13 protein-coding genes are annotated in these 13,185 nt (G+C 40.0%); 3 read left to right on the top strand and 10 right to left on the bottom strand.

The window, feature by feature from the left end; genetic code table 11:
• Positions 1–16 precede the first annotated feature (16 nt).
• Entirely contained in the window at positions 17–1,162 is a 1,146-nt protein-coding gene (gene argE, locus AC27JR_RS13535) for an acetylornithine deacetylase (RefSeq protein WP_131690627.1), read from the top strand.
• 251 nt (positions 1,163–1,413) lie between these two features.
• Here the strand turns inward: argE and panP are convergent, their stop codons facing one another.
• Complete coding sequence (gene panP, locus AC27JR_RS13530) at positions 1,414–3,039, bottom strand: pyridoxal-dependent aspartate 1-decarboxylase PanP (RefSeq protein WP_487173896.1); 1,626 nt, start codon at positions 3,037–3,039, stop codon at positions 1,414–1,416.
• Between the two features lie 260 nt (positions 3,040–3,299).
• Between panP and AC27JR_RS13525 the strand changes: the two genes are divergently transcribed.
• Positions 3,300–5,162 (top strand): EAL domain-containing protein, encoded by a 1,863-nt coding sequence (locus tag AC27JR_RS13525; protein ID WP_487173895.1) that lies wholly within the window; start codon positions 3,300–3,302, stop codon positions 5,160–5,162.
• A 1-nt stretch (position 5,163) separates the two neighbouring features.
• Here the strand turns inward: AC27JR_RS13525 and trmB are convergent, their stop codons facing one another.
• The 8 genes from trmB to folB all read right to left on the bottom strand — a co-directional run bounded on the left by trmB (position 5,164) and on the right by folB (position 11,300).
• Entirely contained in the window at positions 5,164–5,835 is a 672-nt protein-coding gene (trmB, locus tag AC27JR_RS13520; RefSeq protein WP_487173894.1) for a tRNA (guanine(46)-N(7))-methyltransferase TrmB, read from the bottom strand.
• Positions 5,835–6,602: an ABC transporter permease gene (locus AC27JR_RS13515; protein ID WP_010391022.1), complete on the bottom strand. Its 768-nt coding sequence runs from the start codon at positions 6,600–6,602 to the stop codon at positions 5,835–5,837. Before AC27JR_RS13515 ends, trmB begins: the two co-directional genes overlap by 1 nt.
• Positions 6,603–7,532 (bottom strand): ABC transporter ATP-binding protein, encoded by a 930-nt coding sequence (locus AC27JR_RS13510; RefSeq protein WP_487173893.1) that lies wholly within the window; start codon positions 7,530–7,532, stop codon positions 6,603–6,605.
• A complete protein-coding gene (locus AC27JR_RS13505) occupies positions 7,529–8,152 on the bottom strand; it encodes a flavin prenyltransferase UbiX (RefSeq protein ID WP_487173892.1) in 624 nt (207 codons plus the stop codon). Before AC27JR_RS13505 ends, AC27JR_RS13510 begins: the two co-directional genes overlap by 4 nt.
• 1 nt (position 8,153) lies before the next feature.
• Positions 8,154–9,509 carry a UDP-N-acetylmuramate:L-alanyl-gamma-D-glutamyl-meso-diaminopimelate ligase gene (mpl, locus tag AC27JR_RS13500; RefSeq protein ID WP_487173891.1) on the bottom strand — a complete coding sequence of 452 codons (1,356 nt, stop codon included), beginning with the start codon at positions 9,507–9,509 and terminating at the stop codon, positions 8,154–8,156.
• 145 nt (positions 9,510–9,654) lie between these two features.
• Positions 9,655–10,455: an undecaprenyl-diphosphate phosphatase gene (locus tag AC27JR_RS13495; protein ID WP_487173890.1), complete on the bottom strand. Its 801-nt coding sequence runs from the start codon at positions 10,453–10,455 to the stop codon at positions 9,655–9,657.
• Positions 10,452–10,940, bottom strand: a complete 489-nt coding sequence (gene folK, locus AC27JR_RS13490) for a 2-amino-4-hydroxy-6-hydroxymethyldihydropteridine diphosphokinase (RefSeq protein ID WP_487173889.1) — start codon at positions 10,938–10,940, stop codon at positions 10,452–10,454. The genes AC27JR_RS13495 and folK overlap by 4 nt, the downstream gene beginning before the upstream one ends.
• Positions 10,941–11,300 carry a dihydroneopterin aldolase gene (gene folB, locus AC27JR_RS13485; protein WP_487173888.1) on the bottom strand — a complete coding sequence of 120 codons (360 nt, stop codon included), beginning with the start codon at positions 11,298–11,300 and terminating at the stop codon, positions 10,941–10,943.
• Positions 11,301–11,507: 207 nt separating this feature from the next.
• Here folB and plsY point away from each other — a divergent pair, with 207 nt between their 5' ends.
• A complete protein-coding gene (gene plsY, locus AC27JR_RS13480; RefSeq protein ID WP_008115611.1) occupies positions 11,508–12,113 on the top strand; it encodes a glycerol-3-phosphate 1-O-acyltransferase PlsY in 606 nt (201 codons plus the stop codon).
• Between the two features lie 21 nt (positions 12,114–12,134).
• Here plsY and tsaD read toward each other — a convergent pair whose 3' ends face one another.
• Entirely contained in the window at positions 12,135–13,148 is a 1,014-nt protein-coding gene (gene tsaD, locus AC27JR_RS13475; RefSeq protein WP_008115610.1) for a tRNA (adenosine(37)-N6)-threonylcarbamoyltransferase complex transferase subunit TsaD, read from the bottom strand.
• Positions 13,149–13,185: the final 37 nt, after the last annotated feature.

Genomic DNA, 13,185 nt, shown 5'->3' with positions numbered 1-13,185 from the left:
TATTTTGGAATTTTTTATGTCTCTGCCGTCATTTATTTCGATGTACCAGCAATTGATTGCTGCCCCCTCTATCAGTGCCATTGAAGATCATTTATGTATGAGTAATAAAAGTGTCATTGAATTGCTAGCCCAATGGTGTGAAAGCTTAGGTTTTAACTGTGAAATAATAGAGTTAGAAGGCAACAAGGGTCGCTACAACTTATTAGCAAAACGCGGTCAAGGCGACGGCGGTTTAATGCTGGCAGGGCACACTGATACAGTGCCATTTGATGATAGCCGTTGGAATCAAAACCCATTTAAATTAACCGAGCTCGATAATAAATTATATGGCTTAGGTAGCATTGATATGAAAGGTTTTTTTGCTTTTGTACTGCAGGCTATTAGTGAGCTTGATGAAAAGCAACAAACACAACCAATTTTAATATTAGCCACCGCAGACGAAGAAACCACTATGGCTGGCGCACAACAAATTTGTAAGCACCCAAATTTAAAACCAAGTCGCTGTATTATTGGTGAGCCTACTGATATGACGCCAGTATTTACTCATAAAGGTCATATGACTTCAGCGATAAGAGTCGTTGGCCGTTCAGGACATAGCTCAGATCCCGAACGGGGTCTTAACGCCATCGAAGTGATGCATAAAGTGATTACAAAATTGCTAATCTTAAAAGAACAACTTAAGAATAAATATTCAATAAATCACTTTGAAATTCCTTACCCAACGCTCAATTTAGGCAATATTCATGGGGGCGATAATGCTAATAGAATTTGCGGTTGCTGTGAAATGCACATTGATATGCGCCCTCTACCTGGCTTAAGTGTACAAGAGCTGCAAGCATTGCTGCTTGATGCAACCTTCGATATAAACCAGCAATACCCTAATTCGGTTAGTGTGATTGATTTACATGAGCCAATTCCAGCATTTACAGGAAGCACCGACAGCGCTTTAGTTAAACTAGCCGAAAATATAGCAGGGCAAAAAGCGGTGGCTGTTAATTACTGTACTGAGGCACCATTTATACAACAACTGGGCTGTGAAACCATCGTCATGGGACCGGGTTCAATTAACCAAGCGCATCAGCCCGATGAATATTTAGCGATGGAAAAAATCAAGCCTTCGCAACAAATTATCAGCAACCTCATAAAGGCGAGTTGCTTTTAATCAGTAACAAAAAAGACGCTTAATCGCGTCTTTTTTTATAGCATTTATATTTAACCTGAACTCTGAATAATAAATCTATCTCAAGCAGCTATTTTCAGCGCTAACTGCGTTGAATTTACTTGCAATAGGCTAGCTATTGACGCGTAAGTTCGCCTTGTTTTCACTGAAAATCTCTGGCTAGTGAAAATAAACATAAATATCATTTTTTGACTCAATATGTTAGTAAATCTCTTAACCAGAGTTCAGGTTAGTTACATATATTTTCGTAAATATTTTTTAAATACCGGATCTGTTTGTGCCAACTCTTTCTGCTCTTCTAATATCTCTTTTAAAATAGCACCTGATGTAAGCGGGTTCGCAAGCACCACTCTAAAAACCACAGTTGGTTGATTATCATATTGAATTGGCGTTAAACGTGTACGCGATACAAATGAGCGACCTGATTCACGTTGTCGTTTTTGCATGCTAGCAGTAAAGCGATTAAGCGCGGCAAAGATATCTAAACGGGTTTGTGCATCTGCCTGTGCTATCGCATTTTTAATTTGCTTAGGGACATAACGATAAGTTAATAAACACAGCTCAGGTTCAGATATTAATTCAAAGTCTTCATCTACTTTTATCAAATCAGCAAAGTAACGGGCTTTTTTAATACTGCGATCGATAAGCATTTCATAGCCTTTACGACCAATAACACGTAAGCAAGCATGCACTAACATCGCCATCCCAGGGCGACTCCCCTCAAGTGTATGGCTGCCTAGGTCTTTAGAGCCTTTACGTAAAATATATTCAGCATGATGTTCTATGGCATCGGTAGCAGCAGGATCTTTAAACAACACCAAACCAGCCCCCATCGGCACATACATTTGTTTATGTGCATCAATGGTAATTGAATCTGCTTGCTCAATCCCTTTTAATAAATGCCTATGGGTATTAGAGAGTAAAGTAGCTCCGCCCCATGCTGCATCAACATGAAAGTGGCAATTAATTTCGTGTGCTAAATTAGCCATGTCTTCAAGTGGGTCAATATTACCGGTTTCTGTCGTCCCGGCTACACCAATAATTGCCATCACTTTAATGCCTTGCGCTTCAAGCTCTAGCGCTTTTTCTCGCATAGCATCTACATCAACTTTATTATCAGCCGATGTTTTAATACCAATTAAATTCTCACGGCCAATGCCTAATAAATCTACCGATTTGCCTAACGAGTAGTGACCTCGTTCAGAGATTAAAACTGCCAGCCCTTTGTAACCATAATGAAGCATTCCCGCCACTAAACCCTGCGCAGCAATGCCTTTAAAGTTGCCATCTGCTTTTAATAAGCGGTTGCGGGCAATCCAAAGCGCAGTAATGTTAGCCACGGTGCCGCCAGAGCAAAATGCCCCTAAAGAGGTTTTTGCACTGTGCATCCATTTAGAATAAAAGCCATCATTTTGCCCATAAGCTAAATGATGCATCATTCCTAAAACTTGACGTTCTAATGGAGTAAATGCTTTTGAAGTTTCTATTTTTACAAGGTTTTGATTTAGCCCAACCATTAATTTCGATAACGGCAATAAAAAGTGTGGCAGAGCAGATGTCATGTGACCAATAAAGCTTGGCGCTGCGGTATGTACAGAATGAGCAACCAGCTGTTCCATAATATCTTGGGCATAGCAAGACACAAACGTTGGCTCTTCAGGGATAGCCGCCGATTGAAAATCTTTTTCTATTTCATGTAATGGTTTTTCAATTGCCGCGATATTTTCGTTTAAGAAACCTGCTAAATTACTCGAAATTTCAAGCTCTATTTTGCTCAAAGTTGAGTCAGGGGCCTCTGGAACGGTAAATATCCGTTTGAGGCTTTCTTTAGAGGCGACGGCACAACGCTTTTGATCCATCTTCATACCTAGTGTGTGACTAAAACACCTGTTAGTTTGTAAAACACGCTAATTTAAGGGTGTTTTTAAGCAACGGCATTTCTAAAAAATTGCGCTAACTTTACTGCAATATGACAAAAATGTCTCGTTTTAAGCCATAAAAGACAATACAAAATAGATAACATCTCACTATTTTTTATATTTAGTACAAAGGGTAATTAAAATATTGGGCATTTATACTTTTTAAGTATAATAAATCTAACAAACAATAAGGATGTTACATGCTAAAAGGAAATCTAAAATTAACACGGTTGGCGCTCGGTACCGTCTTTTTTTTAGTCAGCTTAATAAGTTACAGTTACTACACCTACACCACTATCAATAATGATGTGATACGCAGTATTGATAATCGCCTGTTAAATGCCGCCACCAGCGTAAAGTATATTTTAGGTAGTGATTATCACGATAAAATAGCGCAAGAAATCAGTTTTTCAAGCTATCAAAATAAAGCCGACCAACTTTCGGCATTAGCCAACGATTTAAATATAGATTATTTATATTCAATGGTACTGATTGATGAAAACGTTTACTTTACTGCCTCTAGCTACACCCAAGATGATCAAAATAACGGTAAGGTTACTCAGTTTTTAGATCTATACCCTGAAGCCACGCCAATCACTACGGCTGCATTTTTATCAACGGCCCCTATTTTTGAAACTTCAACAGCGCATCGCGGTCATTCTAAAACAGTGTATATTCCCCATCTGGCAAAAAATGGCAGAACTTATATTACGGCTGCAGATATTAGCGTTGATAAAATTAGCAGTGCGTTGAACACAGACTTGTATCAATCTGTGTTTCATTTTGGCTGCGTAATTATTATTTTATTAATAGTGTATATTTTTTATTATTATGGGGTACGTCGTTCATTAATGAGGGACCATGCAAGCGGATTTGCAAATCATATCGCTTTAGAAAAACGACTGAAAAAAAGTAATGAGCATCATTTGCAAATTGCGATTATTTTAGTGAACGAAATTGATAATATCAGTCGTTTTTTTGGCACAAAAACAGCCGATGAAGTGATGAAAAAGCTGCTTATTCACTTTAAGCAGCAAGTGCGTTTGCACGCACGTATTTATCGTATTGCAACTAATAAACTCGCTATTTTAACTGATAAAGAAACTCCCTCTGATGAGCTATACAGTATCATTCAATCGCATAATAAAAATATACCGTTTTTAAATCAGCCGTTCATTTATATTACCCTTAACGCCGGTGTGGCAAGAGGTAATAAATCATTACTACTTAAAAATGCTCATATTGCGTTACTGCAATCAAAGCAAGGCGATCAGAGCATAGTTAACTATTGTGAGGCAATTAACGACGCTAAATCTCTATATTTATATAATGTTGAAATAGCCAAAGAGATTCGCGAAGCATTTGATGCTCACCGTGTTGTTCCTTACTTTCAACCGGTTATTAATACGCATACCGATGAAATTATTAAGTATGACTGCTCACCAAGAATAGTCACCTCACAAGGGGAGATTTTAACCCCTGATATCTTTACGAATGCGGTAAATAGACTGCGTATGAATGGCATGTTAACCCGCACCCTATTTACTCAATGTGTCTCGCGTTTTCGTAAATCGGCAATTTGTTGGGAGTTAACGCTGTGCGCTGAAAATATTGCAGATCCCACTATTTATGATCATATTGCCTATGAGCTTCATCGCTACCCAAATCCTGAAAATATTACTATTTCAATTTTGGAGTCGCAGGTTATTTCACATTATTACGAAATAAAATCATTTATTGCGATGGTAAAAAGTAAAGGGGCAAAGGTGGTGATGCACTGTTGGGGGAATGAGTTTATTAATACCCTTAATACATTAAAGGTTGAGGTTGATGGCATTAAACTCGATGGTGCAATCACTAAGCAGCTAGTAAACGATGCAAACACGTCGCTATTTATAGCCTATATCGCTGATATAGCCCGGCAACTTGAACTTGAATTGGTTGTTGAAGCGGTAGAAAATAATACGGTTGCAGAGTTACTCAACCAACTAAATGTGACGCTGATGCAAGGTAGTTACCTTGGCAAACCAACGCCACATGTGACTCACTTTAAAAAGCAATGAGTTAACTATTGAGATTGATGATTAAGCGGTGACTTTGCTGGCCACTGGCCCAGTACTTTCGCTCAAAAGGTGTAATTGCTTCGTCTGATTCAAACAATTCGGTTTCACATGGATGGCCTGCTAATTCGAGCGCTCTGGCAAACTCTTTAACATAGATATCCCAATTACTTCGCACTTCAAGTAAACCACCTAGCTTTACAATAAACGGGAAGATAGCCGCCCCATGCCAGCGCCGTTGAATGTGCTTAGACTTAGGCCACGGGTTAGGGTAAAGCAAATAGTGATGGCTAGGCTGCCAATTAGCAGCCACCGCTAAACGCCAAAAGTCATTTAAGTCAGCTTGCACCAAAATGTATTGACCACTCTCAGTTTGTTTATACTCAACATCGTGCTTATCAAGTCGATGAGATGACTTGTCAATGCCTACCACTAACGCTTCAGGATGACGTTTCGCTAAATTAGCAGTGCTTTCACCAACCCCACAACAGGAGTCTAGGATAAGCGGTCCATCAAAAGCTTGCACCTTAGCATTAACTTCATCAAATGCGGTTTGAGTATGCGCTGCAATTGGCTTTTTAAACTCGGCTTGTAAGTGTTTATTAACTATTTCATCAAGCTTTTCATGAAGTCCCGCTTGATTAGATACAATACTACGTGAATTTGCATCGCTCATTAGTGTCTTAGCCCCACACCTTTTTTAATTAGCGTCAGTGCTAAAGTAAATAATACGCTGATAAACACCAACAACACCGCAATCGCAACTGTTAAATCAACATCAGAAACACCTAAAAATCCGTATCTGAATGCGTTAACCATATAAATAATTGGGTTTATTTGCGATACCATCTGCCAAAAATCAGGCAGTAAAGTGATTGAGTAAAACACCCCGCCTAAATAAGTTAGAGGCGTTAAAATAAAGGTCGGAATAATACTTATGTCATCAAAGCTGTTTGCATAAATAGCGTTGATTAACCCGCCCAAGGCAAACACCGCTGAGGTAAGAATAACAGTGGCTATAATCACAAAAATATTATGTATTTGTATATCTACAAAAAATAAAGAAACGCACGTTACAATAAAACCCACCATAATGCCTCGGGTCATGCCTCCGCCCATATAACCCAACACAATGATGTAATTAGGCACAGGTGCAACCAATAACTCTTCAATACTTTTTTGAAACTTAGTTGAGTAGAAACTTGAAGCCACATTCGAGTAAGAGTTTGTTATGACTGACATCATAATAAGGCCAGGAACAATAAACTCCATATAACTAAAGCCGCCCATATCACCAATACGCGAACCTATTAAGTTACCAAAAATAACAAAATATAAACTCATAGTAATCGCTGGCGGCACTAAGGTTTGCACCCAAATACGCAAGAAGCGAATACACTCTTTAATCCAAATACTTTTTAAGGCTACGCCATATTTAAACATTTATTCGCCCCGCCCTTGCTCTAATAAACCTACAAATAATTCTTCTAATCGATTCGCTTTATTACGCATGCTTAGCACAGTATTACCTTGTTCGGTTAACGCGCTAAATACAGCATTAAGCCCTTGTGATTTAGCCACCTCAACTTCAATGGTGTGATCATCAATCATGGTAAAATTATACCCTTCAAGCGTCACCGGATTGGTAGGCTGTTTTAAATCCAATACAAAGGTTTCTTTGTCTAATTTAGCCAACAAGGCCTTTATGGTGGTGTTTTCAACTATACGGCCGGTATCAATTATAGCGATGTTTTTACACAGTAATTCGGCTTCTTCAAGGTAGTGAGTGGTTAAAATAATGGTCACACCTTGTTCGTTAATTTGCCTTAAGAAGTCCCACATTGAGCGGCGCAGCTCTATATCAACACCCGCTGTTGGTTCGTCTAAAATAAGTAACTTTGGTTCATGCATTAAGGCACGTGCAATCATCAAGCGACGCTTCATACCACCAGAAAGGGTACGCGCTTGCTTATCTTTTTTCTCAAGTAGCCCAAGCTGTGCTAAGTACTTGTCAGCACGTTTGTGCGCTTCGCCGCGCGGTACACCGTAGTAACCTGCTTGATTAACGAGTATTTGGGTTAGGGTTTCAAACTGACTGAAGTTAAACTCTTGTGGCACTAAGCCCAAGTTGGCTTTCGCCGCTTCAAGGTCGGTATCAATATCATGACCAAATACTTCAACTTTACCTTTGGTCTTATTAACCAAAGAAGATATCACCCCAATAGTGGTTGACTTACCCGCCCCATTTGGACCTAACAGTGCAAAAAAGTCACCTTCATGCACTTGTAAATCAACACCTTTTACTGCCTCAACCCCATTTTTGTAAACCTTGGTAAGGCCTTCAATATTTAAAGCAATATTTTGCTTATTCATTTCTTACCCTCACCATAACCCCAGCGCTTTGTGAGATTATGTTCAATATTTAAATGATCTAAAATTCGCGCCACCATAAAATCAACTAAGTCTTCTATGCTTTGTGGTTGATGATAAAACCCAGGTGCAGCGGGCATGATAGTGACCCCTAAACGCGACAATTTAAGCATATTTTCTAAGTGAATTTCGCTAAATGGCGTCTCGCGTGGCACTAGAATAAGCTGGCCTCGCTCTTTTATCACCACATCGGCGGCGCGCTCTAATAAATTATCTGATGCGCCGACTGCAATCGCAGACACAGACCCTGCGCTACATGGACATACTACCATTTTTTTCGGCGCTGCAGAGCCCGAAGCTACAGGACTAAACCAGTTATCTTTGCCGAACACCTTTAATTGTTCAGGCTTGGCGTTAAATAACGCGCTTAATTGATCTGTGGCTTTGTCTTCATTCCCTGATAGCTTTACATTGGACTCGGTATCAAAAACTACGCGCGCAGCACTTGAAATAAGCACATACACTTGAAATTGTTGCTCAAGCAACACTTCCAACAGCCTCAACCCATATGGTGCGCCTGATGCGCCGCTAAATGCTAAGGTGATTGTATCTTTAAATTGCACATTATTCTCCGCTGTATTTATCGGCCAAACCATCAACAAGTTGCTGATGCAGACCATTAAAACCACCATTACTCATAATTAAAACATGTTGATTTGGCTCAATATTCTCAAGCAATGTATCAATAATGGCGGTTGTAGAATCAAAGCACTGCATACCCGCTTTGTCAGCTTGCTCTTTAAGTGACCAGTTTAAGTTCTCTGGCTCAAATAACAGTACGTCGTCTGCATCGCGAAGTGAATCGAGAAGTGTAAATTGATGCACTCCCATTTTCATGGTGTTAGAGCGCGGCTCTAAAATCGCTATGATTTTTTCATCGCCCACTTTTGCACGCAGCCCCGCAAGCGTTGTTTGTATTGCCGTTGGGTGATGGGCAAAATCGTCATACACTTTAATATGATTAATATCTGCTTTAAGCTCCATCCGCCTTTTTGGGCTGATAAACTCACTCAAAGCTTTAATACTGTGCTCTATTGCAATTCCCACATGGCGTGCTGCTGCAATAGCCATCATGGCATTTTTAACGTTATGCTCACCAATTGCCTGCCAGTTAACTTCGCCTTGCAGCTGCGTGTTTAATAACACATTAAATTGAGAACCATCGGCTTTAAGTAATTCATAATTCCAGTCATCGCCTAGAGTTTCGCTCTCGCTCCACAACCCTTTTGCTATAACATCGCTCAGTGCTTCATCATTTTTAGGCCACAACACTTTGCCGCTTTGCGGTAATGTACGTATCAAATGGTGAAATTGTTTTTTAATCGCGTTTAAATCTTCAAAAATATCAGCATGATCAAATTCAAGATTATTTAAAATAAGCGTTCGCGGTAAATAATGAACAAACTTACTGCGTTTATCAAAAAAGGCCGTGTCGTACTCATCGGCTTCTATCACAAAAAATGGCGTTTCCCCAACTCGCGCAGAAAGACCAAAGTTTTGTACAATTCCGCCAATTAAAAAGCCCGGTTTTAAACCCGCATATTCAAGTATCCACGCCAACATACTGGCGGTGGTTGTTTTACCATGAGTTCCCGCCACAGCCAGCACCCATGAATCTTGTAATAAGTTATGTTTTAGCCACTCAGGCCCTGAAGTATAAGGCAGGCCTTTATCTAATACATATTCAACACACGGATTACCACGGCTCATTGCATTACCAATAATAACGATGTCTGGTACTGGCTCTAGTTGAGATACATCATAGCCCTGCGTTAGTTCAATACCCAGTTCTTGTAACTGGGTACTCATTGGTGGGTAAACGTTTTGATCCGACCCAGTAACGTGATGACCCAATGATTTAGCTATAGCGGCAATACCACCCATAAATGTGCCACAAATACCCAAAATATGTATATGCATTTACTATCCTTTCATCCTGCGCGGGGTTTGCTCTAAGGCAAAGTTTAATGGCGCTATAATGCCAAAATTTAGCTTAAGTTACCATTAACCCTTGGCGCAAATAAAAAGGCCTCCCGAATTGGGAGGCCTTTAAAAAATTAATGGCTTATAACATTAAAAAGAATATTAAACCTATACCTAATAATAAACGATAAATAACAAATGGCAGCATTCCCATTCGCTCAATCACTTTTAAAAACATAAAAATACAAGCATAAGCTGATAAAAACGACAGCACTACACCTAACAATAATGCCGTCCAATCTACGATATGATCGCCAAGGGCAAGCTCTGCGGTGTAATAAAGACCCATCATCGAAATGATTGGAATAGCTAATAAAAACGAAAAGCGCGCTGCACTTTGTTTGTTCATACCTAACATTAAACCCGCTGTCATAGTAATACCTGAACGTGAAGTACCAGGGATCATTGCAACGGCCTGTGCAAAGCCAATAATAAGGGCCGTTTTCCAGTTTAGCTGATAAATTGTTTTTATCTGCTTACCTTTGGCATCGGCGTACCAAAGTAATAAGCCAAATACGATCGTTGTGGTTGCAATCACCCATGCGCTGCGTAAATACAGTTCAACAAAGTCTTTTAGCAATAAGCCTAAAATAGCCGCAGGCACAGTACCTAAAATGATCCACCAACCTAGTTTGCTATCATCTGTTGTGCCTTGCGCACCAAACGATTTAAACCAAGCACCGAGTATATCGGCCACTTCTTTACGAAAATAAATAACAACCGCAATTAAAGTGCCTACATGCACGGCAACATCAAATGCTAAACCTTGATCTTCCCAACCTAAAACTTGTGACGGTAAAATTAAGTGTGCAGAACTCGATATAGGTAAAAACTCAGTAAATCCCTGAATTAGGGCTAAAACAATTATTTCTATAATACTCATGGGTTAGAAAACTCCACCTTCCATAGTTTTTGTTGAGGGTTGTTATATGCATTCCATATTTGGGCAATCGTTTGTTTTGCTACCGGATGATAAAAATCAGGGGCCACCTCGGCTAAAGGCTGCAAAACAAAGGCATTTTTAGTAATTTCGTCACGCGGGAGTTGTGCTGGGCTCTCGCAAATTACATCATCATAAAAAAGTAAGTCGAGATCCAGAGTACGTGGGCTAAATTTTTTATCATTTGCTTGGCGGCCATTGTCGCGTTCAATTTGTTTTAATAACGCGCACACATCAACCAGCGCCATGTTAGTGGTGGCGGCAAGTACTGAGTTATAAAAGTTATTACCGGCAAAACCTACAGCTTCACTTTCAAATACTGATGAATGCTGTGTGTTTTCAAAGTGCTCATTTAACGCCACTAGAGCACGACGAATATGCTCTGCCTTGTTAATGTTTGAACCAAGGCTAATATATATCTGCGCCATTTAAGCCGAAGCCTTGTTGCGGGTTATCTCTACACCCACAGTTTGCGCTTGTGAAACTGCGGCGGGCTTGCTAACTCTTATCGTTACTTGAGGTGTATTAAATTCGGTTAAAATAATTTGCGCTAATTTCTCCACCAACGTTTCTAAAAGCTCGACTGGTTTAGCTGTGCTGTGCTCGATGACTCGCTCACTTACCTTAGCGTAATCTAATGCTAAGTTAATATCATCGTTTTGTGCTGCAGGTTTGATGTCACTTAACATTTCAATATCAAAGTACAGGCTTTGTTTACTTTTCTTTTCAAAATCATACACCCCGATAATCGTTTCGACATGCAATTGTGATATAAATACCTTGTCCATTGATACTCCAAATGACTGTAACAAGTCACTGAGTTAATTACATATTGTATCAATCAAATTAATACTGTATATACTTTAATCAGTGTTTAAATATACTAAAATTACTTCTACAATAGAATGGTTACGAAATTGCGAGTAATTTAAGAAGCCCGTAAATTTTGACGCCAATAATAGCTTAAAAGTAATGATTAAAAAATAAGGAAGCGCGTGTTAGTCATTTTAATGTTTGTTTTAGCCTATTTGCTCGGCTCGATTTCATCGGCCATTTTAGTGTCGCGGCTATTCAAACTTCCCGATCCACGCACAAATGGCTCCAATAACCCAGGAGCAACTAATGTCTACCGCTTAGGCGGGGCACTCCCCGCATGCTTAGTATTAATATTTGATATTTTAAAGGGTACTATTCCTGTTTGGGGCGCTTACTTTTTAAAACTTGAGCCGCTAGAGCTCGGTTTAGTCGCGGTTGCAGCATGCTTAGGGCATATGTACCCGTTATTTTTTAGTTTTAAGGGGGGTAAAGCGGTCGCAACGGCATTTGGTTCATTACTACCGATAGGGCTTTCTTTAGGAGGGTTATTAATTGGTACTTGGCTGATTATTGTCGCGATTACCCGCTACTCATCCCTTGCAGCGTTAGTCGCTGTGACGCTAGCACCTTTATATACATGGTGGATAAAACCGTTATATACCTTACCGGTGACCTTTATTACGCTACTGATCATTATTAGGCATCGTACTAATATTGTACGTTTATTTAAGGGTGAAGAACCAAAAGTAGGGACTAAACAAGCCCCCACAGATGATAATAAGTAATAACTAATAAGTTCTGGTTAACTATATTGCTTCTAAGCTATCGATTGGCCAGCGCGGTTTAGTTTTCATGTCAAGCGTAGCAAATTGCCCTGCTTTTAAACGCTGCATACCAGCATAAGCAATCATTGCGCCATTGTCGGTACAAAACTCAGTGCGAGGGTAATACACTTCGCCCTTCATACCTTGCATCACACGCTCTAATTGCAAACGTAGTTGTGTATTAGCACTTACACCACCGGCTATTACTAAACGTTTAATACCCGTTTGCTTTAGTGCTCTTTTACACTTAATCACTAAAGTATCTATAACAGCTGTTTGAAATGCATGGGCAATATCTGCTTTAGTTTGCTCGTCGCTATCATTTTCACGAATAGCAATAGAAGCGGCGGTTTTTAGGCCACTAAAACTAAAATCAAGACCAGGCTTATCTGTCATCGGGCGTGGAAAAACAAATCGTTTGGCAACGCCTTGCTCAGCCATTTTAGCTAAACGAGGGCCGCCAGGGTAATCAAGCCCAAGTAATTTAGCTGTTTTATCAAATGCTTCACCTGCAGCATCATCTACCGACTCACCCAATACTTCGTATTGGCCAATGCCCGCGACCTTTACCATCATGGTATGACCGCCAGAAACCAGTAAAGCAATAAATGGGAATTCGGGAACGTTTTCCTCAAGCATTGGCGCTAATAAATGCCCTTCCATATGATGCACTGCCACCGCTGGAATATCCCAACCATACGCTAAAGAGCGACCAATTGAGGTGCCTACCAACAATGCCCCCACTAAACCAGGCCCTGCCGTGTAGGCAATACCGTCTAAATCTTCAGGTCCACAGCCAGCTTGTGCAAATGCCGCATCGATAAGCGGCAATGTTTTACGTACATGATCGCGAGATGCAAGCTCAGGTACCACACCACCGTAATCAGCATGTACTTTTACTTGGCTATATAATTGATGGGCTAGTAACCCTTTTTCATCATCATAAATAGCAATACCAGTTTCATCGCATGATGATTCAATGCCTAAAATTCGCATTGTTAATTCTCCTGCCACCTAACAAGGTGTTTAAAAC

This window comes from Pseudoalteromonas sp. NH0006-26, assembly GCF_057552415.1.
This window is presented reverse-complemented; position numbering and strand designations above follow the sequence as displayed.